The following is a 25,865-nucleotide window of genomic DNA, read 5'->3' as shown; positions in this document are numbered from 1 at the left end:
TCTCTAGTAGTTGGATTCAACCCTGGCACAAATCAGATTACTTCACACATTCTAAACAGATGCATTCAATGATCGGCCGCAATCCTTTCTGCTCAGCCAAGCGAAGTTCCGTCGTCGTTGCGCTGATCATGGCACTGATACAGACACGGGCTCCATCCAAACAGTACAGGCTCAGTCAAAGCCTCCCTCAATTACAAAAGTGCCAAATTTACCCCTGGTGGACCATTAATCACCATGGAATGGCGACCCCATTTAATTCAGGTATCAAACTCTCTTTGATGCTCAGACCAAAGTAGTTATTGGTTCATTCAGAAAAATTGTTCTTCGGTCCAAAAAGCTATAAATTCTGAACCCTTCGACCAATCACCCCGCTATCGCCCGGCATGATCAAAAATACGGACCAAAAAGTAGATCCTGAAATAAACGCCCTTTTTGACTTTATGATACTAACTTTTTGACCTTAGGAACTAAGCTCTTGGCTACGCACGAGTGTGTCTACACTCGGCCAGAACTTGGGCAACGGTTAGGCAAATCAGCCAGATATCATCATCCTGCAGACCTTCCGGTTAACTGATACCTTCAGGCTATACCCTTTAAGTTAGTGAAGATTCCGGCCATGATCCGCTCATAGCTCTACCGGTTACTTTGCTCGACCTGGCTGCTCTTGATCCGATCTAAAAACCTGTGCCGGCACTATACCGCCCACCCGGCTTCTGTGAAGCTATGGGCTTGCCTTTCCTGGCAGTAGCCCCCTCTCCTCCCGCGATCCAGATCCTTCTTTTGGCACGCTTCCGTAAAAAAACCGCTCCGAGCTACCCTACCGCAGTGGTTGATAGTTTCTCTCCGCTCTGCCTCGATGTTGATCAGCTGGCAGTGCTGATCGAGTATCAAAAGCTAACATTTGGATCTCCTGTTGCTACCCGTTTTTAGTGCTCCACAAACGCGGGTCGATATTGAATGGTTGACTACTTAGGATTTCGATATCGCCAAAATCTCTATGAAGTGGATGAAGCAGAAAATTGTATGACTCGGCAACTACCGCCGAAGGCACCTTTATCGACATGACATCCGGTTGGTTCAACCAATCTTTTAATAGCCGATGGTTCTGGTGATAGTTTGCCGGATCCCGCCAATTTCCAGGTAAATCCTTTACAGCTGTTGGGGTTTCTGGCAAAATCATGGTAATCAAGAACAATTTTGGAAGGTCCTCGTATGCTAAGGCTGGTAGGTGAACCAACTGTTCCAGCAATGCTAGCTCCGGGCTCGACGACGTGTAAAGAATCCCAATTCCCACAGGATTCCATCTGCCACCATATCTACGCGCTCCCTCTGATGATAATGGCATATCAGCAAATCACTCTTTTACGAGGCGATACGCTAGCGGGCGAGTATTTGATGCAGGATCTGAAAGCTGAAACTCACGCATAAACGCCATACTCGATACGCCCTAAAACAGTGTGTACCATAGCAAAGCCTGTTGTTGTATCAAGCAGTGTAAGTGGTGATTGCCCGTGAAGTTCTGATAAAGGGGTTCTAAACCATCTTCCCAAAACATCCGTCCTGTGATCAAAGACGTCCAATCCGTGATGGATTAACTGATCCATTAACAGTAGCCTCTCGGAAGAATTGTTGTCCAGTAGCGCGTCTGGACGAAGCCGATGCAGGGTGCGCTCTGATAGGTTCAAAATACGTGCAAGCTCTTTGTCCGTTAAGGCGAGCGCATGAGCAACTTCATCAGCTTTTCCACGCTCCACGCCGGACCGAGCTTGCTGAATGACTTCGAAGCCGTCATGTGAGAAACCAGTATCTAAGACCAAATCCATACGATAGCTTTTTGTCATATATACAACTGCCATCTGGCATCTTTGCAAGCTATTTGCTTAGCTATTACCCTCAACTGACTTGATATTAATTGCTGGCGCGAGAAGTTGTGAGCTAAAAAACATAGAATCGGCGGTGGCGGAGCTCGTCAAAGCAGACAAAAACTGGATCAAACTGACCAAAAATGTTCGACCTATGTTCGACCTATTGAAAAAGCCACTCACAACATGAAGTCGTAAGTGGCTGATTTTCAATGTCGGGATGACAAGATTCGAACTTGCGACCCCTAGCACCCCATGCTAGTGCGCTACCGGGCTGCGCTACATCCCGAACTTTGCAGATTGCTCTGCCGTATTCTTTGGGGTTGCAAATCTAAGAATGTTTTGGATTATTGTTCATTTCGGGTTGAAAAAAAATTGATATGACCCGAAATGAACAATAAACGTGCCTTTTGTCTAGATGCTCTCGTTCTGCCAATCCGGGTTCACGACTTCGACCTTGCCCTTGCGGAACCATTTGTCGCGGATGCGCTCATTGACGTAATACATACACGGTACCATAATGAGTGTCAGCAGGGTAGAGAATGTGAGACCGAAAATGATCGTCCAGGCGAGGATGTTCCAGAAGACGGAACTTGGGCCGCCGACAATCAGGTGAGGTTCAAGATCACGGAAAAGGCCTACAAAATCGACTGTGATACCCAATGCAAGCGGTACAAGACCGAGTACAGCGGCGGAAGCCGTGAGCAATACGGGCGTCAGACGTATCGCCCCGCCTTCGATGATGGCCTCGCGCATAGGATACCCGCGCCCTCGGAGCTCCTCGATGAACTCGATGAGGAGAATACCGTTTTTCACCACAATACCAGCCAATGCGATAATACCCACACCCGACATGATAATCGAGAAATCCTTATTGAAAATAATGAAGCCCAGCAATACCCCGATCAGCGAAAGAACGATCGTGAAGAAGATGATGAATGGCTTGATCACCGAGTTGAATTGTGTGGCGAGGATGAGGTAAATCAGCATAATCGCGGCGCCAAATGCGGTTCCAAGGAACGCCATAGACTCAGCCTGTTCTTCCTGCTCACCGCCCATTTTGATAATGTAGCCGTTCGGTACCTCCATTTCCTGGATCAGGGTCTGGATCTGTGCCACGATCTCATTCGCATTGTAGCCCGGCAGGACGTCGGAGCCCAAAGTAACGATGCGGCGCTGATCCTGGCGGTTGATCTGGCTGAAAGTGGTCGAGTAGTGGATATTCGCGACGGAAGTAATAGGTACCTGGCGCAATGCGCCGCCCATATTCATATCGCGGTAAACGACATTAAGGCTCAACAGCTTCTCGATCTGCTCACGATCGTCTTTTTCCAACCTTACCATAATCGGATATTCATCCTTGTCGTCGCGGAATTTGGAAACTTCCAGACCGAACAATGCCGTACGAACTGCCAATGCGATCTGCTGCGAGCTGATGCCTTCGCGCTGGGCCTTTTCCCGGTCGATATCGATGACGATCTCGGGTTTGTTGGTGACGAGGTCGGAGCGGAGCTGATCGATACCCTCAATGCCCGAATCCTGCACCTTTTTCAGTACGTCTTTTTCCAGTTTTTGAAGTACCTCAAATTCATCACCGGAAATTTCGATCGAAATAGGTTTACCAGTAGGCGGTCCCACCGCTTCGCGTTCCACGGAGATTTCGGCGCCCGGAATGCCGGCAACCGCATCGCGGATCTTGCGTAGGATCGCTTCGGACGACCTACCACCACGTTCGGTCCCATACACAAACGCAACAGTCACTTTCGATTTGTGTGGTGTTGCCGAGCGGTCGGGATTGTATGGATCACCGGCGTTTTTACCTACGTTGGCAATCACGGAGTTTACCATATCCATTGCTTTTTCTTTTTCCAAAACATCAAAAACACGCTTTTCGATGATCTTGGTCACAGAATCGGTGACGCGGGCGTCGGTACCGATCGGTAATTTGTTATAAACGTACACGTAATCCGGGTCGCCGCTTGGGAAAAACAGGACTTGTGGTTGTACGATACCGGTAAGCACGAATGTGAAGATCAACAGGCAAAATACGCCCACTATCGCCACTACCGGACGCCAGCCTCTGAGCAGCCAGTCAATAAGCTTGCGGTAGCCGTTTTTCAATGCAGGCAGCAAGTTGTCCTGAAACGGGACGAGAATACGGGGCGTCAGAATATAGTGGTTGAAAATCCAGAGTATTAATATAAATACAAAGAAATTACCCACACCACGGTCCATCGCATAGCCAATCGCCGCGGCAGCCGCGAGGATAATGACCGGCCGACGGATCGCCTTGAAACTCGTATCGTGCGCTTCCTTTTCATCGTCATGGCGACCCATGAACGACACCGCAAATACCGGGTTCATCACATAAGCGACGAAAAGCGAAGCCCCAAGGGTGATAATGAGGGTTAGCGGCATGAACTTCATGAATTCCCCGACAATACCCGTCCAGAAGAGCAGCGGGAAGAATGGCGCGATGGTTGTGAGTGTACCCGAAAGTACCGGGATAAATACCTCACCGGCAGCCGCTTTTACTGCTTGTTGGATCGTCCAGTCCTTATGCATGTTGAACAAGCGGTGCGTGTTCTCGATTACCACAATGGCGTCGTCCACCACAAGCCCGATACCGAGCAGGAATGCAAATAGTACAATGGTATTCAGTGTAAATTCGGTACCGACCATCGGACCGATGATCGGCATTAGTACAAAGGCTACCAACGCAGATAATGGTACCGAAAGACCCACGAAAATCGCGTCGCGAACACCCATGAAGAACATCAGTACCAGTACCACGAAAATAAAGCCGAGTACAACCGTGTTGATCAAATCATGCAAGTCCGCACGCGTTTGTATCGACTGGTCGGCAGTGATTTTGACATCCAAACCGGCAGGGAAGCGGTTTTCTTTAAAATCGGCTATTACGTTTTCGATTTTGTCCGCTGCATCCACAAGGTTTTCTCCCGAACGTTTAATCACGTTCAAGGTGATTACCGATTTGTTGGCCAGACGGGCGAAATCCTGTTGCTCTTCAAAGCTGTCGGCTACCTCGGCAATGTCGCCCAGGCGCACGGTCGCGCCTGTCGACGTGCGTATGCGTATGTTCGCCATATCGGCTACATTCGTATACTCGCCTTTCACGCGCAGCGTACGACGCACGCCCTGCACATTGAGCTCGCCGCCCGAAACGTTGATATTTTCACTTTGGATCGCCGTTTGAACATCGTAGAATGTCAAGCCGGTCGATTTCATCCGGTCGAGGTTCACATTGATCTGGATCTCGCGGTTCAATGCACCGAGAATATCCACGCGGGTAATCTCGGGCAATGCTTCGATCCCGTCCTGCAAATCTTCGGCATATTCTTTCAGTTGTTTCAAAGAATAATTACCAGCAATGTTGACGTTCATGATCGGGAACTCGGAGAAGTTCACGTCCTGGGCCGTCGGGCCGGAGTCGAGATTTTGAGGCAAATCGGTTTTGGCCTTATCCACCGCATCTCTCACCCTTTGCAATGCGACCTCCACGGCCACATCCGGCGTAAATTCGACGAGGATTACCGAAACGTCCTGCAATGCATTGGATTTGATCTTCTTGACCCCGTTGAGGGATTTGAGCTGCTTCTCGATCGGTTTGTTGATCGTATTTTCGATATCGGCCGGCGCGGTCCCGAAATACACCGTATTAATGTAGATCTGCGGGATCTTAATATCCGGGAACTGCTCCTTCGGCAGGTTATTGTACACCATGAACCCCGCCAAGGTGATGATGAACGTAAAGATGTAGATCGTCGTCCTGTTCTCTACGCACCAGTTGGTGAAGCTTAGGGTTTTGTATTCGCTAAATTTCATAATGTTGAATGAGTGAATGAGTGAATGAGCGGGCGCCGCTGCGATGAATGATTCCGCCGGGACGGAAAAGAGTCGCGTATTCCTGACAACTCCTGACTACAAATGACCTTTGACGGTCGTCATTCTTCATATTTAGTAGCTAATCGGCTGACCATCCGATACTTCCTGGTAGCCCAGTGTGATCAGTGCGTCTCCTGCCGATAGGCCCGAAAGAATCTCGACTTTGCCATTGTAGCTCAGTCCCGTCTTCACTTCTTTCGCTTTGGCTACCTTTTTGTTGCCTTCTGTCACGGCTACATACACCACATTTCCCTTTTCCGTGCTCTGAACATAATTTTGGTCGATAGCCAGTGCATTTTTGCTGGTCGCGTCGTTGATCTGCACCTGCGCCATCATATTAGGCTTGATATCGCGGTCGGAAGGCAGGCTGGCCTCGATCGTAAATGTTCTCGACAACGGATCGACCGCAGTGCTCACGAACGTTATTCTGGCTTTGTATTCCTTTTTCAAATCAGGAAACTTGACGATTACTTCGTCGCCTTTTTTCACGCTGGCTGCATAAACGTCGGACACTTTCGCAGAGACTTTGAGGTTGCTCAGGTTCACCACCCGCACTACACCTACGCCCGGGGAAGCCATTTCACCTACTTTGATATTGACCAGATCCACCACACCGGACATCGGCGATACGATGTTCGTTTGGGCAATCTGCGTATTCAATGTCGCCAGTTTTCTTTCGAGGCCCTCTTTATTGTTTTTGGCTTGAAGATATTGCAGCTCTGTGCCTATCTTCTGGTCCCAAAGGTTTTTCTGCTTTTCAAAAAGCGTGTTAGCGAGGCTCAGCGAGGTTTTTAGTTCTTCTACGGATTCGGTCAGGATGCTATTGTCAATCTTGCCGATCACGGTTCCTGCCTTCACGGCGTCGCCTTCCCGCACGTACATGGCCACGACGGCACCGCCGGTTTTAGGGGTAACGAGCACGTTGTTTTTAGCATCAACCGTGCCTTGCAACTCCACGTAATGCTTGAAAGTCTCCGCATTCAGCGTGTCGATGGATACCGGCTTCACTTTCGCTTCCGTGACTTTGTTCGGCGAAAGCTTACCAATTTCGATTTCGAGTGCCTTGATCTTCTTTTCGTTCTCAACCTGCTGAGTTTTCAGCGCGGCGAGCTCTTCTTTTTTGCCTTCCAAACCTTCTTTCTTGGCTGAGCAGGAAGCCAGAATGGTGGCAATAGCGGTTATAATCAGAATATTGCGTTTCATGGTATTGGTAAGTAGCTGTTTCGAATTTTGTTAAGTGTTAATGGTATTATTCGGCATAAAGCTCGCCTTTGGCCTTGCTGAGATCAACTTTGGCGATCATCAGGTCGTACAATGCGGTGAAGTAGTTCGTCTGCGCTTCCTTTAAAGAAGATTCGGCGTTGACCACTTCGATGTTCGATCCTACGCCTTCTTTATATTTGATCTTCGTGACGCGCACGATTTCTTCGGCGAGCGTCAGGTTCCGTTTCTGGGTTTCCAGCGTGGCAAATGCATTCTTGATATTAATGCTCGCCTGGTTGTTTTCGAGGTCGATCGACTGTTTCAGCAAAGTCTGATTGTTCTTAACCTTGTCGATCGCGATCTTTTTCTGGCTGATCTGGTAGTGTTTCGAAAAACCATCGAAAATAGGAACGTTCAGCGTTATGGTTAGAACCGAGTTGTTGAACCATTTTGAGCCGAAAAGGTCATTGAAACTGTCTCGACCGTTATTGTGACCATAGCCGACAGAGGCATTGAGCGTAGGTAAATATCCGGCCCGGACATTCCGCAGATCGAGTCCTGCCAGTTTTTCCTGGGTGTTGAGCAATGAAAATTCAATCCTGTTTTCATAATTAGGCAGCGCATCGGCTGTACTGGCTCGCAGCGCCTCTACATCCAAAGCATTGATATCGTCAGTCAGTTGGATAGGATCGTTAGCAGGCATGCCCATTTGGTATTTCAATAAGGCATAACTCAATTCGATCAGGTTCTGGACTTTCTGCCGCTCGGTTTGCAGGTTATTGATCTGCACTTCAAGGCGGTTGACGTCCAGCAGCTCCACAAACCCGCTGGCGTTCATCGCTTTTGTTTCGCGCATGGACGAATCCACACGTGCAATGTTAAGATCGAGTAACTTGGCGCGTTGCTCAGCAACCTGTGCCGAATAGTAAGCTTTGGTCACAGCTTCGGCAACCGTAACTTTCGATTGGGTAACGCCCTTTTGCGCAAGCTCCCGATAAGTGGCGGCGGCTTTCAATCCAATAAAATAAGAGCCATTGAAAATGAGCTGATTAAGCGTTGCGGAAGCGGAGCCCTGGTATTTCACCCCGAACTTCAATGCTACCGGCGGTGCGTCCGCAGGCGCGTTCGGATCAGCAAAGTTGGCAGGAAGGAAGAAGCGCTGGATGATCAGGTTGTCGGTATAAGAAAAGTTTGCATTTACCTGCGGCAGACCTGCCGCGCGGATCTCTCCAATACGCGCTTCGGCTGAAATCCCGTCGAGTTGTGCATTCTTGACATTTAAATTATGCTTGATCGCGTAATCAACGGCTTCTTTAAGCGAATAGCCGGTTTGTGCATACAATGGGACAAAATTGATCAGTGCCGCGAGCAGCATCAAAGTGCTACGTATTGTTCTGGCATTTTTCATGGATATTGAGTTCAGTTGCTGGTTTATCTTTTATGGTGTTGTAGTATTCAAAGCCTTTTTCCGAAAGTATCCCCCTTAAAAAATGCATGAGAAACTGAGTTTGCACATGCATCATGTTGAATCTCTTGGCTGGATAAATGGTCGGGTCAAATGCAAGCACGATCTGTTCCACGCGCAGGAGCGAAAGTACATCCACATCGATATCGGGGCGATAAAGGCCCATTTCGATACCTTTTACCAGGTTGTCGCGGAGGTTCCGGATAATGTACTCGTGTTTGTAGTTCTGAAAAAGTTCCCAGGCATTGGGGTAGTACTTTTTTAAATCATACAAAAGCGTTGGGTTCATGTCCGCGAGCGTTTCCTGCATTTGTACGGTGGCATACATCGCTTCCTCTATCGGATTTTCGGCGAGCTCTTCGAGCTTCTCCATTTCGCATTTCTGGGTCCGTATCTCCTCCTGGATCACGAGGGCGAGAATGGCCTCCTTGTCGGAATAATGCTGGTAAATGGTACGCTTCGAAATCCCCAGGTCACGGGCAATGTCGTCCATTGTGACGCTTCGTATGCCGTAGCGCCAAAAAAGGTTCAGTGCCGATTTGATAATTCGCTCTTTCACAGCGACAAATTTGAAATTTTCGAATGACAAAAACCAAGAAAACTTTAAAAATGTTTAAAGTTTTCGACGCATTAGTAGTCTGTTATTGGCAAAGTAGGCACAAAATGGACTGCAAAAAGCCCTTGTACGCTGATAACTAGCAGCTTTGGTCGTATTTCGGACGCTTGATGAGCACTGCCGATTGGAGAAGAATCATAGGAATGGTTTTTAGCTGTTGAGAAATGTATAAATCTTGAATAGGATTATATTGAGAATAAATAGGTCGATACAAAACGCTGGGAATGAGTCGAGAAGCCGGATGTTCTCACCCGTTTTCCGGTTTTATGGCCTGAAAATAGGCATCTCGTCGCCGGTTGGTCAATTAAAAAATTATTAAGCGGCGATTTTCGGGTATGAACTTGGCAAATAGAGCGATAAATTGCTTTCGAAAGGGAATGATTTGACAGTGATCCGTGTTTGGAAATGACACATATTCTGCCCAATTTTCGGGCCTTTTTCGTTCCTATTTTTTAACACCCAATTCACTAATTGCCATCGCGACAAACAAATCAATGAAAAGCTACATTGACCTGATTCAGCAGACGTTCGAGTTTCCGACCATGGAGTTCAACGTCGATAATAATCAATTGCTGTTCAACAATGTACCTCTGATGGATATCATCAAGGAACATGGTACGCCGTTAAAGATCAATTATCTGCCCAAGATCGGAGAACACATTGAGAATGCCAATATGTTTTTCCGGAATGCCTTCAAAAGACATAACTATAAAGGCACCTATACCTATTGCTACTGCACGAAATCGTCGCATTTCAGTTTCGTACTGGAAGAAGCTCTGAAGCATAATATCCATATCGAAACGTCTTCCGCGTTCGATATCCCAATTATCCGGGAGCTTTACCGCCGGGGCAAGGTCAACAAGAGCACGTACATTCTCGCGAACGGCTACAAGCTGCCGCGGTACACGCAATACCTGAGCGAGCTCATTAACGAAGGGTTTAATGTGGTCCCTATCCTGGATAACCTCAAAGAAATCGAATCGTACGAGCAGCAGGTGACTGCCGACACGGTTCAGTTTGGAATGCGCATCGCGACGGACGAGGAACCGAATTTTGCATTCTATACCTCGCGTTTGGGTATCCGCTATAATGATGTACAGCAGCTTTACAAAGAGAAGATCGAGACGAATCCTCGTTTCAAGCTCAAAATGCTGCACTTCTTCATTAATACCGGTATCAAGGACAGCGCCTATTATTGGAGTGAATTGACCCGCTTCATGTTCAAGTACTGCGAAATGAAGAAACTCTGCCCCGACCTCGATTCGATCGACATCGGCGGAGGCCTTCCGATCCAGACTTCATTGCAAGCCGGCTACGATTACCAGCAGATGATCGATGAGATCATCGAGAACATTCAGTGGATCTGCAACAAGAACAATGTACCGGTTCCGCACATTTTCACCGAGTTCGGGAGCTATACCGTCGGCGAGAGCGGCGCGGTGATTTATGAAATCATCGATAAAAAGCTTCAAAACGATAAGGAGCTCTGGTACATGATCAACGGATCGTTCATTACCCAGCTTCCCGATTCATGGGGTATGAACCAGAAATACATTATGCTGCCTATCAATAACTGGGATAACCCTTATCAAAAGGTCAATCTCGGCGGATTAACGTGCGACTCGCAGGATTTCTATAACAGCGAAATGCACAGCGCAGATTTGTACATGCCTATTTTCGAGGATAACGAACCACAATACATTGGGTTTTTCCATACTGGTGCGTACCAAGAGTCGCTGGGAGGCTATGGCGGCATTCAGCACTGCCTGATCCCGGCGCCGAAGCACGTACTCGTAGACCGCGACGAAGAAGGCCGCATTACTACACGCGTTTTTGCCGACGAGCAGAACAGCGATTCGATGTTGCGGATCCTGGGTTTCAAAGAGGAGCCTTTCGGAGCGCAGGATGGAAAGCAGGTTGTTGAAAAACCAGTTGCTGAAAAGTCCCGTGTGAAGCCGCAAGAGGAGTTGGCAGAAACAAAAATCTGATACCGTATATAAAGTTCTTTGAGTGAGTTCGTTATTAGTCAAGCTAAAACGCTCATTCAAAGAACTTAATTTTATATTTTTGTAGTGACAAAATCTTATACGAACTGGAAAATGAAAAAGATCTTACTTCTTCTGGCTGTTTGCGGAACATTGGCGGTTGCATCATCTTGCACCAAACACGCCTGCCCTGCATACGGATCAGTACAGAAAACCCAGCCAGCGCCGGTAGTAAAAGCCTAAGCGTTACCGTTTCAATATCAGCTTAGCTGCTTCCAGCAAATTCACAGCGGCATAATCTCCCGTCGACTCTTCTGCATGCGGGATAATATGTATCGTTTTCAAACCCACATTCTTTCCTGCCTCCATATCCCTGTCCCTGTCGCCTATCATCCACGATTGGTCCGGATCGATATTGTATTTGGCCATAGCCTTCTCGATCAGCAACGAACCTGGCTTCCGTGACAACGAGTTGCCGGAGTAGGAGGGGTGAAATGGAGCGAAATACAGATCGTCCAGCGCATTATGCGACGCGCGTTGCATTGCTTCATGAATAGCATACACATCATCGGCCGTGTAAAGGCCTTTTGCAATGCCTGCCTGGTTGGTAATGACGATCAGCAGATAACCCGTTTCTTTCAGCATTTGCAATGCTTCCGTCACCCCATGGGGAATCACCAGTTCTTCCAGCTTATAGAGATAATCCGGGCAATCCTCGTTCAGTACTCCGTCACGATCGAGGAATACGCATTTGTTCAAATGAGCAGCCATATTTAGAGAGAAGAATACTCTTTTACCGCCTCGATGAAACATCTCACCTTGTCGGGGTCGGTGTCGGGGTATACGCCGTGGCCGAGGTTGGCAATGTAACGCTGCGTACCAAACTGGCCTACCATTTTCTTCACCTCCGCTCGGATCTGGTCGTAGGAAGAATACAGTACACAAGGGTCAAGATTACCCTGCAATGTCTTATTTGGGATCAGCTCGCGCGATTCGGCGATGTCCATATTCCAGTCGAGGCCCACCACTGAGCAGTTCAGCTCGCCGATCTCTTTTCTGGCGAAGAATGCGCCTTTTGCAAAAACAGTCAAAGGCACCTCGGTAATGGCGTCGCAGATCTGTTTGATATAGGGCAGGGAAAAAACGCGGTATTGCTCCGGCGACAGAATGCCTGCCCAGGAGTCGAAAAGTTGTACAATATCGGCGCCGGCAGCGATCTGCGCTTTCAGGTAAGCGATCGTGCTGTCGGTGATTTGTTGTAATAATGTATGTGAAAATTCAGGATCGGCGTATAAATGCTTTTTGGCAACCGAGAAAGTTTTGGAGCCTTTGCCTTCCGTCATGTAACAGAAGATGGTGAACGGCGCGCCCGCGAAACCGATCAGCGGTACGCGGCCTGCAAGGCCTTGTTTTGTTATTTTAATGGCGTCCAGCACATATTTTAAATCCGTTTCCGGCTCGGCGATGTGCAGTTTTTGAAGGTCTTCCAGCGTATGGACCGTGCTTGGAAAAACCGGCCCGCGCTGTTCCACCATTTCGTAGGGCAATCCCATTGCCTCGGGAATCACCAGAATGTCGGAAAATATAATGGCAGCATCCACGCCCAGCAAGTCGACAGGTTGCAGGGTCACTTCTGCTGCCATTTCAGGTGTAGTGGCCAAATTGATAAAGCTCCCGGCCTTCTCGCGAACGGCCCTGTATTCTGCAAGGATGCGTCCAGCCTGGCGCATCATCCAAACAGGCGTGCGTTCGGTCTTCTCCCCCCGCGCCGCCCGAAGCAAAAGGTCATTTTTCAGATTCATGCGGCAAAGGTAGGGAGAAAGTGGTTATGGCGGAGGGGTGGGGTGGATTTATAGTCTCTCAAAGTCAGTTCGCGATGTACATCGAAATGCAAATGGTCGTTTGCCTTTACAATGCTTCTTGATATCACGCCAGCGTTTGATGATTTGTTCTACCATCTCCCAATATTGATAACCGGTTTTGGAAGGCGGACTAAGGAAGAAAACACCTACGTGGTGCTTTTCAAATAACACTCGCTGACTTCTTGTCCGATAAATATTTATATCCTGTGTAATGACCACAGCTTTTTCTTCTCCGATTTTCGGGAGCCATTCCTCGTCCAAAGCCCCGCGTCCAAACACACTTTCGATAGATAGGACTTCGAACTGGTCCCCGGTTGGCTTTTCAAGAATGGCAAGGCCTGCTGCTATGTGCGGAGAAATATTTTCATCAATATAAATCTTTGTCATGCGGCACTGCGGTGATAGTCTACTAATCATGCTGACCGATTCGCCGCCTTTAAAAAGATTAAAAATGGTTTCCGTTAAAACATTCGTCTCGCCCACTACCGGTTGTCCAAACTGCCTTTTCGGATCGATGATCACATTATGATTTCGCCCCATTGGGAAGAATCTTTCTGCTAAATCGTTTTTATTAAAATCAACTTTTTTACAAAACGGGGAGAAGATTTCTTTAATCGTTATCTGTAAGGTCTCATCTGCACGGATAATCTCACCAACTTCACCGGAGAACAAAACAGCCTTACCATCGGTGAAAATTGGGGATTTGGCAAACGGGTACCGGGTTTGAAATGTTTTTTCGAGAATATTGTGAGCCTTAACGATCTTCTGGGCACTCACTCCTTCTTCGCGAAGCTGATAGAATGTGAAAAATTCTATCAGGGTCAGAAAATTGGTGACGCGGTCCCGCCCCGCCCCATTTGTAAAAATGGATTGTGCAGTTTTGCCAAAATGTAAATTCCATTATTCATTCATCCACCTGCTTACTTTAGCTGGCGGTAGTCCCAGAATAGTCGCGATGTCGGCGAGGGTATAAATTCCCGTTCCTATACCGATCAGTTCTTGTTTTTCGAAGGGCATGATTATTGGAAATGTGTGTTAGTGAAGTATTTGACCCCGGCAAGTTAGAAAGAAAAAGCGGCTCCGAAAAGAGCTTCCGGAGCCGCTTGAAAAGTGCTAATGCAATTATCAAAACTTAAAATTCACCCCAACTAAAAAATTCCTTCCTGCCTGTGGAAAGTAGAAATTCTCCTGCGTCAGTGCACCGCCGGCGATATAACCATACGTGTAGCCGTTCGATTCGTACTTCTCGTCCAGCACATTGTTTACCAGCAAATTGAAAGCAATTTCATTCGCCCAGGATGGTTTGATGATCCAGGAAAGGCGGATATCGTTGGTCAGGTAAGCGTCGAGTCTGCGGGTTTCGGTTGAAGTATTGTCCAGATATTGTTTACCCACATATTTCGTCAGTAGGGCCAGCTCAAGGTTTTTACGCAGCGCGTAAGTGAACTGGCTTCCCGCGATCACATTCGGTGAGAAGGAAATATCCGACTTGCCGTGATTCACGGTTTGATAACCGCCGTTATCATAGTCGACAATGTATTCCGTAAAGTTTTTGATTTTATTCAGACTGAAGGTAACATTTGCATTCCATTTCAGGTGGTTATTGAAAACTACCGCCCCTTCCAGCTCGATGCCGGTGCGGTAGCTTTTAGGCACGTTCACGCGTACGGAACCGCCTACGTCATTGATCTGGCCGGTGAGTACAAGCTGGTTTTTGTAGCTCATCAGATAGTAGTTCGCTGAAAACGCCCATTTGCCTTGCTGCGTACGGAAACCGGCTTCGACATTCTGCAAACGCTCGCTTTTTGGGAAGAGATTGGCGGTAGAGGAAGTGAAATCATCACGGTTAGGTTCGCGGTTTCCGATGCTGTATGATGCGTAAACGGAACTTTGCTCAGCCAATTGATAAGTAAGACCTGCCTTTGGATTAAAAAATGAATACGACTGATCGAACGCGAGCTGAACGAGGTCATTGTCGGTTCCATGAATGGCATGGCTTACGCGACGGTATTGCAGATCGGCAAATGCGGTTAGCTTGTCTGTAAAAGCATAGTAGAGCTTTCCGTACAGGTTAAAATCTTTCTTTTTGCCCGTGCTGAAATAGTATTGATGCTCGTTTTCGATATTTCCCGCATTGCGCGCCCAGATGATCTGTCCGTAATGGTCGCCGTCGTACTGGTTCCAGCCGCCGCCAAAACTGGCGGTAAGTTTTTTGAAACTGTTATAGTCGAATGAAAATGTAGTTCCGTAAAAGTAATTATCCAGCCAGCGGCGGCGGATGATATCGGTGCTGGTGAGGGTGTCTTTGCCGATAACCACGTTAGGCAGGTTGTATTTGCTGTAATCGTCTGCCGCGCGGTATTGTTCGTAATAGCCCAGGCCGCGTACGAGGAACGCGTTGAGGTTGAATGTCAGTTTGTTACTCAGGTTGTGGGAGGAAACGATCTGGTAATGGTCCTGGCGGTAGTTGTCGACTTCGTTTTTGTAAGTATATGAATTATAAGTCCGGTTATCGGAATTGAGCAGGTTTTGTGCGTCTTTTTCTCCTAAATAATTTCTGTCAATATAAGCCAGAACGCCCTCGCGGTCCCCGCGGAGTTTAGCCTCCGGTACACCGTTCCACGACTGGTAAGTGCGTTCTTTGCCCGAAAATACATTCACGCGCACAAAACTCTTCTTGCCGAAATACCCGCCCGAAAGGTAATAGGAGTGCAATTCCGAGGAAGCACGATCTACAAAGCCGTCCGAAGAAACCCGCGATAGCCGTGCATCGAATGTGAACTTATCCTTAATCAGTCCCGAGCCGACTTTCAATGTGTTTTTGAACGTATTGAAAGAGCCGTATGAGTTATTCAGCTCCGCATAAGCCGTTTCGCGAAATGCATTGGTATTGATATTCACCGAAGCGCCGAACGCACCGGCGCCGTTGGTAGAGGTCCCCACGCCGCGTTGGATCTGGATGCTACTCACCGACGACGCAAAGTCGGGCATATTGACCCAGAAAACACCCTGGCTTTCCGCATCATTATAAGGAATGCCGTTCACTGTCACGTTAATGCGGGTCGCATCGGAGCCCCGTATGCGTATACCCGTGTAGCCCACACCACCGCCCGCGTCGCTCGTGCTCACGAGGGAAGGAGAGAAGTTGAGGAGCACGGGAAGGTCTTGCCCCATGTTCTGCTTGTCTATTTGGGCGGCGGTTACGTTGGTGTAAGCCATACCCGTTTTATCATTCACGCGGGTGGCGTTGATAATGACCTCATCGGCCTGGTAAGTGCTCTTTGTCAGTTTAACATTGACTTTTTCGGAGCCGCCAAGCGATATCTTCGAAGTTTGGTAACCGATGTAGGAAATGTCGAGGGCGTCGATATTGTCTGAAATGTTTTTCAGAATAAAATTCCCGTCCTTATCCGTGCTCGTGCCGCGGATTTCGCCTGCTTTGACCGTCGCGCCGGGCAGAGGTTTACCGTCTTCGGCATCTGTAATGCGGCCGGAAATGCTTTTTTGTGCAAAAGAGAGGAGCGAGGTGGTGCTTAACGACAGCGCCAGTAGATAGGTAGTAATTTTTCGCATTGCGATAGTCAATTACAACAGGCAGGGGCCACCTATCCGAAAGTTCGATAAAATGTGAACAGAAAACAGCCGGTTCCGGCTTTCTCTCCCTACGCCGGCATTACCCGGATCAGGTTAAATGGGTATGATCTCAGCCCGTTCGGTAGGGCACCCCTTGAGATTATGCTGCAAAATTAAGTGTTTGGAAGGGATGTTACAAGTGACCCCGGTTTATTGTCCTGGCGCGACTCAGGATTAAGGTTTTGTACATGAAAGGTTTTCAATAATAATATAACCAATTAAATTCAACACATATCTTGCGTGTATCGGCATATTAACGTCGTTTTCTGTATTTTTACATATTTCAATGCGAACTTAATAACTGCCTGAATTACAATGCCAAACTATACAGACACACCCGATATCAGCGCCTCCAAACACGCCATTGACCTCGAATACCGCTTTGGCGCGCATAACTACAAACCGATGCCGGTAGTGATCGAACGGGGCTCGGGCGTTTTTTTGTGGGATGTGGAAGGGAAGCAGTACTTCGATTTTCTCTCGGCTTACAGCGCGGTGAGCCAGGGGCATTGCCACCCAAAGATCGTGCAGGCGATGATCGAACAGGCACAAAAACTAACGCTGACGTCGCGGGCATTCTATAACGACCGCTTGGGCGAATGCGAGCAATTTCTTTGCGAATACTTCGGGTATGATAAAGTTCTAATGATGAATTCCGGCGTCGAAGGAGGTGAAACTGCGCTGAAATTGACCCGGAAATGGGCGTATAAAGTGAAGGGTATCGAGCCCGGCAAAGCGAAAACGGTGTACGCGGCAGGTAACTTCTGGGGCAGGACACTGGCGGCGATATCTTCTTCGACGGACCCGTCGTCGACCAATGATTACGGTCCGTTCCTGCCCGGCTACGAAATCATTCCCTACAACGACCTTGGTGCACTTGAAAATGTCCTGAAAAGCGACCCCAATATTGCCGGATTCATGGTGGAACCCATTCAGGGAGAGGCTGGTGTGGTGGTGCCGGATGAAGGTTATCTGAAAGGTGTGCGCGATTTGTGTACAAAATACAACGTGCTTTTCATCGCCGATGAGGTGCAAACCGGCATCGGGCGTACGGGCAAGCGCCTGGCGTGCGACTGGGAGGGCGTGAAGCCGGATATTTTGGTACTCGGAAAAGCATTATCCGGCGGTACCATGCCGGTTTCGGCTGCTTTTGCCGATGACGAGATAATGCTGACGATCGCTCCCGGCGAGCATGGCTCCACATATGGCGGTAACCCGCTCGCATGCGCGGTCACGATAGCTGCATTAGAGGTAGTTCAGGATGAAAAACTGGCGGAAAATGCCGAGAAAATGGGCCAAACCTTTCGCAGGAAAATGCAGGAACTTCAAAAGCAATGTTCGCTGATCGAAAGCGTTAGAGGGAAAGGGTTGCTGAATGCGATCGTAATCAACGATTCGGAAGATAACAGCACGGCGATGGACCTTTGTTATAAAATGATGGAAAAAGGGCTGCTGTGCAAGCCTACCCACGGCAACAAAATCCGTTTCGCACCGCCATTGGTGATCAATGAGCAGCAAATGGACGAAGCCTGCCGCATTATTGAAGAGGTATTTATAGAAATGAACGGAAATCTATGAAACTGAGACTTTTCCTGCCTGTGATCTTGCTGGCTGTGCTCGTTTTTTCGTGTAAGGATAAAAACGTAGACCCCAAGAATGATACCGAAACCAACCAATGGATCTATACCAACATGAAATATTGGTATTACTGGACGGATCATATTACCGCGTCACCGGATTATAACAAAACACCCGGCGATTTTTTCAACTCGCTGCTTTATAAATATGACGCTACGGCCCGCCCGGATGGCGACCGGTTTTCATGGATGCAGGAAAGTGCGAAGGAGCTGGAAGCGTCTTTGGGAGGTGAATCCAAAACCAGCGGCATGGAGTACAAGCTGGTTTACTTCCCGGCCAACACCAGCAATATAGTTGGGATTGTGCTCTATGTGATACCCGATTCGCCCGCTGCCAAAGCCGGTTTTGTCCGGGGGGATGTGTTCAGTAGTGTAAATGGCCAGAAACTGACGGATTCGAACTATTCGAAATTGCTGAATACGGAAGATAAGGTGAGCTACACCCTGGCTGACATCACGGACGGTACATTAAAGGAAACTAAAACGACAAGGGAGGTCGCACCGGTTGTATTGCAGGAAGACCCGGTGTTTTTTGACTCAGTGTATACGATCGGCGCCAGTAAAATCGGCTATGTGGTTTATCATCAGTTCATTCCGGAGCCCTATCAGACCAGCAGCAAAGCATACGACAAAAAGCTGGACGCTATCTTCGGCGAGTTTAAAAATAGTGGCGTCAATGCGCTGGTGCTCGATTTGCGCTACAACCCCGGAGGTTATGTAAGTTCAGCGACGAACCTGGCGAGCCTGATCGGCAAGGTTACGGCAAACGACGTGTTTTATTACAAAGAATATAACAAGCAAGTGACGGAAACGAGCCTCAAAAAATACGGCGAATCCTATTTCTACGACAAGTTCGTATCCAAAAGCCAGAATGTGGGCGGCAACCTGCAACACCTCGTGGTGCTGGTGTCGTCGCGTACAGCGTCGGCGAGTGAATTGCTGATCAATGGCTTGAAGCCGTTTATGGCCGTGACTTTGGTCGGGGGTAAAACGGTCGGAAAGAATGTGGGGTCGATAACGATCGCCGACGAGAAGAATGGAATTAAAGTGGGTTTGCAGCCCATAGTTTCGAAATCTTTGAATAAGGATAAAAAATCGGATTACCATGTAGGCTTCGAACCGGATGTGAAAATAAGCGAAGGCAACATCCTTTATCCTTACGGCGACCCTCGCGACCCGTTGTTGGGTGAGGCACTGTTTCAGATCACGGGCACGCACGTGACCCGCCAGGGCCGCAGCGCTCGGGTGTTGCAGGAAGAAGCAAGTACGGAACTATCCTCGTCGATCAGCCGCAAAGCGGGCGGTAGCAACATGTTCTACGACAGATAACGACCGGCTGGTATATTTTTTTTGAATGGTGCGAGAACGGCTTCCAACTGTTCTCGCACCATTTTTTATTGCTATTTTTACAGACTTGCGTATTTCTAACTAATTGACCTTTATGAAGCTGGTAAATGATATGACTGTCTGGTTTTTGAAGCGACGCTTCGAACGGATCGAACAGTTTATGAAGTACCCCATTGAAACCCAGCAGCGTATATTTTCCGAATTGATCGAAACGGCCCGCTACACCGAATGGGGTAGCCGCTATAACTACGGGCAGATCAAAACGGTGAAGGAATTTCAGGAACAGGTGCCTGTTTCGGCTTATGAGCAGCTTTACCCTTACATCGAGCGGGTGCTGAAAGGCGAACCGAATGTGCTTTGGCCGTCGCAGATCGAATGGTTTTCCAAGTCGTCGGGTACGACCAACGCGAGAAGTAAATTCCTGCCTGTTTCGCCCGAGGCGCTCGAAGAATGCCATTATGAAGGCGGCAAGGACATGATGACCCTGCTGATTAACAACCGCCCCGATACCCGTGTTTTCGATGGAAAGGGCCTTTCGATCGGCGGAACTTTACATGCCAACCCTTTTGACGATTATACCCAGATCGGGGACGTGTCGGCGGTAATTATGCAGAACCTGCCTTCCTGGGCAGAGTTCATGCGCACACCGCCATTGGAAGTTGCATTGATGGACCACTGGGAAAGCAAGCTGGATAAAATGGCGTCGATCTGTTCGCAGGAAAACGTGACGAGTATTCTCGGCGTGCCTACCTGGACGATCGTGCTGCTCGATCAGATTCTCGAACGTACCGGGAAAAAGAATATGCTGGAGGTCTGGCCCGATTTCGAGGTTTTCGTGCATGGAGCGGTCTCATTCGAGCCCTACCGCGATCTGTTCATGACCAAATACTTCCCTTCCGACCAGGTGTTGTACCTTGAAACTTACAGCGCTTCGGAAGGCTTTTTTGCGATCCAGGACGACATTAGCCGGGTAGGAGAAATGCTGCTCATGCTCGATTACGGGATTTTTTACGAATTTATACCTATCGAAGAGCTCGGCAAGGAGCATCCCCGGGCGCTGTTGCTGGATGAAGTGGAAGTAGGGAAGAACTACGCCATGGTGATTTCGACAAATGCAGGCTTATGGCGCTACCTGATCGGCGATACGGTGAAATTTACGTCCATCTATCCATTCCGGGTGAAAGTAAGCGGCCGTACCAAGCATTTTATCAATGCATTCGGCGAGGAGGTGATCGTCGAGAATGCCGACCACGCCATTAAGGTAGCAGCGCACCAGACCGACGCGCTTGTAGCGAACTACACCGCGGGCCCCGTGTACATGGGCGATGGCTCGCGCGGCTGCCACGAATGGATCATAGAGTTCACCAAAGAGCCCGAGGATCGCGGTGCGTTTGTTCTCGCATTGGATAATGCATTGCGGGAAGTTAATTCCGACTACGATGCTAAGCGCTATAAAGACATGGCCCTCACGCTCCCGCGAGTGCATTTCGCCCCCGCAGGTACCTTTTACGCGTGGATGGGCAGGAAACACAAGCTCGGTGGCCAGAACAAGGTGCCGCGGCTGAGCAACACGCGGGAGTATCTGGACGATTTGCTCGCCAGTTTGTAAAGTGTCGTTGGGAAACTGACGGCCGATTTGATACTTGCGAATCGAATATTAAACAGTAAATATTAAAGTAATCGGCGGTCGGTGGTCAGCGGTCGGCGGCCAAATTCTTCCGACGCTACCACTACCGCAACGCCGCATCAATGATTCCCAAACGCTTAAAAATAAAAGGACTATACTCTTACCAGACCGAGCAGGAAATTGATTTCGATCCGCTGACGGACGCTTCGTTGTTCGGGATATTCGGGGCTGTGGGAAGCGGGAAATCTTCCATTCTTGAGGCGATTACCTTTGCGCTGTACGGTGATACGGAGCGGCTCAACAAGTCGGGGGACGACCGGACCTATAATATGATGAACCTCCGCTCCGACGATTTGCTCATCGATTTTGAATGCATTGCAGGAAAGAACGGCGATCGTTACCGGTTCACGGTGCGTGGAAAACGGAATAGTAAGAATTTCAAGGATGTAAAAACCTTTGACAGGAAAGGTTACATCTGGCAGGAAAACGACTGGGTGCCCTTGGCCGAAAACGAGTCGACCGAAAGCATTATCGGCCTCAGTTATGACAACTTTCGCCGGACGATCATCATACCCCAGGGGCGTTTTCAGGAATTTATCGAACTGAAAGACGCCGAGCGGACACGGATGATGAAAGAGCTTTTCCAGCTCGAAAAATATGATCTAAGCCGTAACGTAGGCTCGCTGAGCAAGCAGAACGACCTCGCATTATCGAATGTCGACGGCCAGTTACTGGGACTTGGCGAGGTAACACAGGAAATGCTCACGGAAGGCGGGCAGCGGTTGGAACAGCTCCGGCAACAAATTCAACAGATTACCGATGAGCTTGCCGTCCAGACAGCACTCGAAAGTGATTTTCAGAAACTCAAACTTGCCGGCGAGAAAATTCAGGTTCTTCGCAACAGATTGGCCGTGCTCGACTCCCAGCGAGCGACAATGCAGGAACGCGAGGCCATGTTGAAGACTTTTGAGACCTGTTCGCTGCATTTCAAATCCATTTTTGACCAAAAAAGCAATCTGTTGACCGCAATAGCGAGAGACCAGCGTATTTCAGAAACAAACCAGGAAAGGTTGTCGAAGCTGGCGGGTTTGCTGGAAACACAGAAGGAAACATTGCAAATGCTGCGGCCGCGCTATGAAAAGCGTGAAGAGCTGCTGGCCACCGCTGAGGAGCTTGAAAAGGTCATTCGGATTATCGAACATTCACAAGCAGTTATCAAACGGAAAGAAGCCTTACAGCGGGGCGAGGAGCAGTTGAAGGAGAAGGAAATTGCTATTGAAATACAAAAACAGCAAAGACAGGAGCTGGAAGCGACCAACGAAAAGCGAAAGGCAGGCCTCGGCGATGTGCTCGAAATGAGCCTTGTAAAATCCTGGTTCACGACAGCCGACAGCCTCGCAGAGAACCGTCAGGCGATTAAAACAGAAGCTGAGGCGCTTGCAGCGGAGATCCAAACGCTTAGTGACGGACTTGGGGAAAGATTACAAGAGATCACCCGCGATTTTGGTATTGGTTTTGGGGTAGAGAAATCTTTGGAGGCTTTTCAAGCGGGCATTTCTAATTACCTGGAAAAAAGCGAAAATGATCGAAAGGGACTCAATCGTCAGTTGCTGCACATCAAAACGAGGGTTGCGCTACACGAATATGCTGGTAACCTTGAAGACGGAGAGCCCTGCCCGCTTTGCGGTTCGCTGCACCATCCGGAAGTTTTGACAGCCGATGGCACATTATCCGAAGAAACGGTCGCAATAGAAAAGCAGTTGAATGCATTGGATGAAAAAGAAAGGCTGTTAAGGCGTTTACAATCGCCGGTAGAGCGAGTTTTCAATCAAATAGAAAGTCTTGAAAAACAAAAATCGTCGATAAAACAACGATTCGCGGATGCGAAGGCAAAGCTGGAATCGCATGATAAAACATTTGAATGGGCCGCATTCAATAGAACAGACCGTGAAGGTTTTGAAAAGCGATTTTCGAAAAGCAGCCTTTTACAGGCAGAGATCAAAGCTGGGGAAACAGCAGTGAAAGCCTTCACGGAGCAAATAGAAGCGGCTACCAGAGAAAAAACCGAAAAGATCGAAAAGCCGCTTCAAGTGTTGAAAGACGAGATTCTGAGGTTTGAAAATACCGTTCACACGCTTTCGGAACAGTTATCGAGGGTTAATCTGGCGGATTTTGAAACGACCGACAAAAGTGAGATTTCAGAGAAGATTAACGAACTGAAAGCGGATTATCAGCAGCTTTCAACCGCATTTGCCGAGGCTGAAAAGCAGGTAGATGCCATTGAAAAGGACCGGAATACGCTTTGGGGGAGCCAAACTACCTTGCTGGTGGCGCTCGAAGGAAGCCAGCGTGATCTTGCCGTGGCGCAGGAAAAGATCGATAACCAGCTGGCCGCCTATGGATTCGAATCGGAATTGCAGGTGGTGGAAATACTGCAAAAGCCCATCCGGATCGAAACCGAGCGGCAGGCGATCGACGAGTTTAAACTCGCATTGGAAACGACCGGTGCGGAGTTGAGAAACCTGCTCGAAGAACACGCCGATGAGCAATACGACGCCGTAAAACATGGAGAGGTTACTGCATTGAAAAATATGCTGACTGAAAACCTGAGTTCCCAGCGGAAGGAAGAAGGTAATATTGGGGGGCGGCTGAAACAGTTGACAGAAGATCTGGCTAGAAAAGTAGCGTTACTTGCCGAAAAAGGCCGTTTGCAGCTCAGGAAGGAACATTTAGACGATCTTGCGAAGTTGTTCAGATCCAGCGGGTTTGTGGATTATGCGTCGAGTATTTATCTGCAAAATCTCATTCAGGCGGCAAATCACCGTTTCCACCAGATGACCCACCAGCAGCTTCACCTTGAATTGGGCGAAGGCAACAGTTTTTGGGTGAGGGATTTACTCAATGGCGGCCATATGCGGTTGCTGAAAACACTCTCGGGCGGACAGAAATTCCAGGCAGCCTTGTCGCTGGCACTGGCCCTGGCCGACCACATTCACGTCAGAAACGAGTCGAAACACAACTTTTTCTTCCTGGACGAAGGTTTTGGCTCGCTCGATAAGAATGCTTTGCAAACCGTTTTTGAAACGCTGAAATCATTGCGGAAGGAAAACAGGATTGTGGGTATTATCAGTCATGTCGAGGATTTGCAGCAGGAAATCCAGACGTACCTGCGCATTACCGAAAGCGACGAGGGGAGCAGGATCGTGCCGAGCTGGAAATGAGTATCAGACATAAAATGTATATTTGGGCCTATTTGCCCAAGCCGTCCTATGCTTTTGGAAAATTTTTACGGGTCGTTTCTACTTTGGATTGAAGCACAATTATCGGGAAAGAACTGGTTGTGGAAGCTCACCTTCCTGGCTGTCGCGCTGTCGCTTTTTCTTGCTTTTCCACCCTATTCGCTGCTGCTTAATCATTTGAGAAACAACGGTGTGAGCCTGGACGCGTGGGTGTTTATCCAAAATCAGGCGCAGGACCTGCTGCACCCCAAAGACATGGACTATGACGTCCGTCGCGAGAATATGATATTCCGCTGGACATTGCCGCTGCTCTCGTTTCTGACCGGTCACAATGTATTGCTGATCCTGATCATCCAGGCCGTTTTGGGTGTGCTGTTTTTGTACAAAATAGGGGTTTATATCTATTCAATTTCGGGCGACAAGGTAAGTACAGCGCTATTTGTGACGGCTATTGCCAACATTTTCGTGAGCGTGTGGGCATTCGCGGACGTGCACGGGTATGGCGATGAATTTGCCTTTTTCTTCCTGCTACTGGCGTTGCTGAGCAAGAATCCGCTTGTGATATTCCTGTCGCTTCAGATCGCGTTCTTCACCGACGAGCGCGCTGTCGTGGCGGGAGGCTATTTAGTGCTCTGGTGGATGGGTACGAAGGCCTACCGCAACAACAATTTCGGTGTTCCTGGCCTGCTGAAATCGGCGTTTACGGGCGAGAGCCTGGTGGTTTGGGTGGCGTGGGCGATCTATTTCACAATCCGGGAGTATGTGCAGGTTACGTATTTTCCGCATCACTCCTATTCTACGATCGGAACGCCGGTATTGCTGGCAAATGCCCACCGTAACGGCCTGGGAAGCAGTATCTGGAGTACATTCGAGGGGGGCTGGCTTATCCTGACCGCCGCATTTGCGGTACTGTGCCTCACGAAACGCTATTGGCTTCTCTTGGCGCTGATGGCCGGCTTTTCGGTGCTCGTGGCCACCGGAATCTACGTGCATGATATCGACAGGGCGTTATCGTACGGCTTCCCGTTTATTCTTCTTGCGGTTTTTATATTGATCGAAACCTCTTCCACATCCGCTGTGCGGCTCATTCTGTTTTTCACAATGCTCATTTGTGTGGGGCATCCGCAGGTTTTTTATATGGGCTACAACAAAATACTGTGGCTGGAACCGCTCCCTCTCAAACTGTTCATGCTGATCGACCATCGTCTGCATTGGGGCTTATTCGGATAGGGTCGCCCGGATAGGGGTCGGGCCGATTATTTTCGTCCTCTCCCAACCAATGCCTGGCAACATTGGTCAACGCGAGTGTGTCGGCACTCCGGGCAGGATCCGTTAAATGATCATTAAGCCTTGCCTCAGAGTAATCGATTTTTTTATGTGAAAGGTATTTTTGTATTTTAAAGGAAAAATATCTGACATTTACTAATCGGTTACTTTTGAAGCGGATCGCGTATCTGAAAGAGTTTAGCCACACCCTAACAAT

Annotated in this window: 17 protein-coding genes, 1 tRNA gene and 1 riboswitch; of the genes, 7 read left to right on the top strand and 11 right to left on the bottom strand. The window is 48.6% G+C overall.

Features of this window, described 5'->3' with window-relative positions:
• The first annotated feature begins 684 nt into the window (after positions 1–684).
• Positions 685–930 (top strand): hypothetical protein, encoded by a 246-nt coding sequence (locus ACTJJJ_RS26430; RefSeq protein WP_440703537.1) that lies wholly within the window; start codon positions 685–687, stop codon positions 928–930.
• Here the strand turns inward: ACTJJJ_RS26430 and ACTJJJ_RS26425 are convergent.
• The 7 genes from ACTJJJ_RS26425 to ACTJJJ_RS26395 all read right to left on the bottom strand — a co-directional run bounded on the left by ACTJJJ_RS26425 (position 917) and on the right by ACTJJJ_RS26395 (position 8,995).
• The gene (locus ACTJJJ_RS26425) at positions 917–1,345 is read right to left on the bottom strand and encodes an RES family NAD+ phosphorylase (RefSeq protein WP_440703536.1); all 429 of its coding nucleotides are present in this window, start codon (positions 1,343–1,345) and stop codon (positions 917–919) included. The two genes, ACTJJJ_RS26430 and ACTJJJ_RS26425, sit on opposite strands and share 14 nt — an antisense overlap.
• Positions 1,346–1,418: 73 nt before the next feature.
• On the bottom strand, positions 1,419–1,856 hold the full coding sequence (gene parS / locus ACTJJJ_RS26420; protein WP_440703535.1) for a type II RES/Xre toxin-antitoxin system antitoxin: 438 nt from the start codon (positions 1,854–1,856) through the stop codon (positions 1,419–1,421).
• Positions 1,857–2,077: 221 nt separating this feature from the next.
• A tRNA-Pro gene (locus tag ACTJJJ_RS26415) sits at positions 2,078–2,151 on the bottom strand.
• 125 nt (positions 2,152–2,276) lie between these two features.
• Entirely contained in the window at positions 2,277–5,708 is a 3,432-nt protein-coding gene (locus ACTJJJ_RS26410; RefSeq protein WP_188938477.1) for an efflux RND transporter permease subunit, read from the bottom strand.
• 132 nt (positions 5,709–5,840) lie between these two features.
• Positions 5,841–6,971, bottom strand: a complete 1,131-nt coding sequence (locus tag ACTJJJ_RS26405; protein ID WP_188938476.1) for an efflux RND transporter periplasmic adaptor subunit — start codon at positions 6,969–6,971, stop codon at positions 5,841–5,843.
• Positions 6,972–7,017: 46 nt separating this feature from the next.
• The gene (locus ACTJJJ_RS26400) at positions 7,018–8,379 is read right to left on the bottom strand and encodes a TolC family protein (protein ID WP_229223262.1); all 1,362 of its coding nucleotides are present in this window, start codon (positions 8,377–8,379) and stop codon (positions 7,018–7,020) included.
• Positions 8,354–8,995, bottom strand: coding sequence for a TetR/AcrR family transcriptional regulator (locus ACTJJJ_RS26395; RefSeq protein ID WP_229223260.1), 642 nt, complete (start codon positions 8,993–8,995; stop codon positions 8,354–8,356). The genes ACTJJJ_RS26400 and ACTJJJ_RS26395 overlap by 26 nt, the downstream gene beginning before the upstream one ends.
• Positions 8,996–9,546: 551 nt before the next feature.
• Here ACTJJJ_RS26395 and ACTJJJ_RS26390 point away from each other — a divergent pair.
• A complete protein-coding gene (locus tag ACTJJJ_RS26390; protein WP_188938474.1) occupies positions 9,547–11,040 on the top strand; it encodes an arginine decarboxylase in 1,494 nt (497 codons plus the stop codon).
• Between the two features lie 243 nt (positions 11,041–11,283).
• Here the strand turns inward: ACTJJJ_RS26390 and ACTJJJ_RS26385 are convergent, their stop codons facing one another.
• The 4 genes from ACTJJJ_RS26385 to ACTJJJ_RS26370 all read right to left on the bottom strand — a co-directional run bounded on the left by ACTJJJ_RS26385 (position 11,284) and on the right by ACTJJJ_RS26370 (position 16,472).
• Positions 11,284–11,808, bottom strand: a complete 525-nt coding sequence (locus ACTJJJ_RS26385) for a D-glycero-alpha-D-manno-heptose-1,7-bisphosphate 7-phosphatase (protein ID WP_440703534.1) — start codon at positions 11,806–11,808, stop codon at positions 11,284–11,286.
• Positions 11,809–11,810: 2 nt separating this feature from the next.
• Positions 11,811–12,839 carry a uroporphyrinogen decarboxylase gene (gene hemE, locus ACTJJJ_RS26380; RefSeq protein ID WP_426292246.1) on the bottom strand — a complete coding sequence of 343 codons (1,029 nt, stop codon included), beginning with the start codon at positions 12,837–12,839 and terminating at the stop codon, positions 11,811–11,813.
• Between the two features lie 48 nt (positions 12,840–12,887).
• Positions 12,888–13,676 (bottom strand): DUF433 domain-containing protein, encoded by a 789-nt coding sequence (locus tag ACTJJJ_RS26375; protein ID WP_440703533.1) that lies wholly within the window; start codon positions 13,674–13,676, stop codon positions 12,888–12,890.
• A gap of 348 nt (positions 13,677–14,024) precedes the next feature.
• Positions 14,025–16,472 carry a TonB-dependent receptor gene (locus ACTJJJ_RS26370; protein WP_440703532.1) on the bottom strand — a complete coding sequence of 816 codons (2,448 nt, stop codon included), beginning with the start codon at positions 16,470–16,472 and terminating at the stop codon, positions 14,025–14,027.
• A 70-nt stretch (positions 16,473–16,542) separates the two neighbouring features.
• A riboswitch (TPP riboswitch) is annotated at positions 16,543–16,637 on the bottom strand.
• Between the two features lie 210 nt (positions 16,638–16,847).
• Between ACTJJJ_RS26370 and rocD the strand changes: the two genes are divergently transcribed.
• From rocD to ACTJJJ_RS26345, 5 genes are all read left to right on the top strand, one after another.
• The gene (rocD, locus tag ACTJJJ_RS26365; protein ID WP_440703531.1) at positions 16,848–18,110 is read left to right on the top strand and encodes an ornithine--oxo-acid transaminase; all 1,263 of its coding nucleotides are present in this window, start codon (positions 16,848–16,850) and stop codon (positions 18,108–18,110) included.
• Positions 18,107–19,498 carry a S41 family peptidase gene (locus ACTJJJ_RS26360; protein WP_188938470.1) on the top strand — a complete coding sequence of 464 codons (1,392 nt, stop codon included), beginning with the start codon at positions 18,107–18,109 and terminating at the stop codon, positions 19,496–19,498. Before rocD ends, ACTJJJ_RS26360 begins: the two co-directional genes overlap by 4 nt.
• A 112-nt stretch (positions 19,499–19,610) precedes the next feature.
• Positions 19,611–21,125: a GH3 auxin-responsive promoter family protein gene (locus ACTJJJ_RS26355; RefSeq protein WP_426292240.1), complete on the top strand. Its 1,515-nt coding sequence runs from the start codon at positions 19,611–19,613 to the stop codon at positions 21,123–21,125.
• 140 nt (positions 21,126–21,265) lie between these two features.
• Positions 21,266–24,364 (top strand): AAA family ATPase, encoded by a 3,099-nt coding sequence (locus ACTJJJ_RS26350; protein ID WP_440703530.1) that lies wholly within the window; start codon positions 21,266–21,268, stop codon positions 24,362–24,364.
• A gap of 48 nt (positions 24,365–24,412) precedes the next feature.
• The gene (locus ACTJJJ_RS26345) at positions 24,413–25,612 is read left to right on the top strand and encodes a hypothetical protein (RefSeq protein ID WP_188938467.1); all 1,200 of its coding nucleotides are present in this window, start codon (positions 24,413–24,415) and stop codon (positions 25,610–25,612) included.
• Positions 25,613–25,865 lie beyond the last annotated feature (253 nt).

The organism is Dyadobacter sp. 22481, from assembly GCF_052044875.1.
GTDB lineage: Bacteria > Bacteroidota > Bacteroidia > Cytophagales > Spirosomataceae > Dyadobacter > Dyadobacter endophyticus.
This window is presented reverse-complemented; position numbering and strand designations above follow the sequence as displayed.

What these genes read in the sequence shown, in the direction of transcription:
- ACTJJJ_RS26425 (WP_440703536.1), bottom strand. Translation starts at nt 1,345, where the DNA reads ATGCCATTATCATCAGAGGGAGCGCGTAGATATGGTGGCAGATGGAAT.
- parS (WP_440703535.1), bottom strand. Translation starts at nt 1,856, where the DNA reads ATGGCAGTTGTATATATGACAAAAAGCTATCGTATGGATTTGGTCTTA.
- ACTJJJ_RS26410 (WP_188938477.1), bottom strand. Translation starts at nt 5,708, where the DNA reads ATGAAATTTAGCGAATACAAAACCCTAAGCTTCACCAACTGGTGCGTA.
- ACTJJJ_RS26405 (WP_188938476.1), bottom strand. Translation starts at nt 6,971, where the DNA reads ATGAAACGCAATATTCTGATTATAACCGCTATTGCCACCATTCTGGCT.
- ACTJJJ_RS26400 (WP_229223262.1), bottom strand. Translation starts at nt 8,379, where the DNA reads ATGAAAAATGCCAGAACAATACGTAGCACTTTGATGCTGCTCGCGGCA.
- ACTJJJ_RS26390 (WP_188938474.1), top strand. Translation starts at nt 9,547, where the DNA reads ATGAAAAGCTACATTGACCTGATTCAGCAGACGTTCGAGTTTCCGACC.
- ACTJJJ_RS26385 (WP_440703534.1), bottom strand. Translation starts at nt 11,808, where the DNA reads ATGGCTGCTCATTTGAACAAATGCGTATTCCTCGATCGTGACGGAGTA.
- hemE (WP_426292246.1), bottom strand. Translation starts at nt 12,839, where the DNA reads ATGAATCTGAAAAATGACCTTTTGCTTCGGGCGGCGCGGGGGGAGAAG.
- ACTJJJ_RS26370 (WP_440703532.1), bottom strand. Translation starts at nt 16,472, where the DNA reads ATGCGAAAAATTACTACCTATCTACTGGCGCTGTCGTTAAGCACCACC.
- rocD (WP_440703531.1), top strand. Translation starts at nt 16,848, where the DNA reads ATGCCAAACTATACAGACACACCCGATATCAGCGCCTCCAAACACGCC.
- ACTJJJ_RS26360 (WP_188938470.1), top strand. Translation starts at nt 18,107, where the DNA reads ATGAAACTGAGACTTTTCCTGCCTGTGATCTTGCTGGCTGTGCTCGTT.
- ACTJJJ_RS26355 (WP_426292240.1), top strand. Translation starts at nt 19,611, where the DNA reads ATGAAGCTGGTAAATGATATGACTGTCTGGTTTTTGAAGCGACGCTTC.
- ACTJJJ_RS26350 (WP_440703530.1), top strand. Translation starts at nt 21,266, where the DNA reads ATGATTCCCAAACGCTTAAAAATAAAAGGACTATACTCTTACCAGACC.
- ACTJJJ_RS26345 (WP_188938467.1), top strand. Translation starts at nt 24,413, where the DNA reads ATGCTTTTGGAAAATTTTTACGGGTCGTTTCTACTTTGGATTGAAGCA.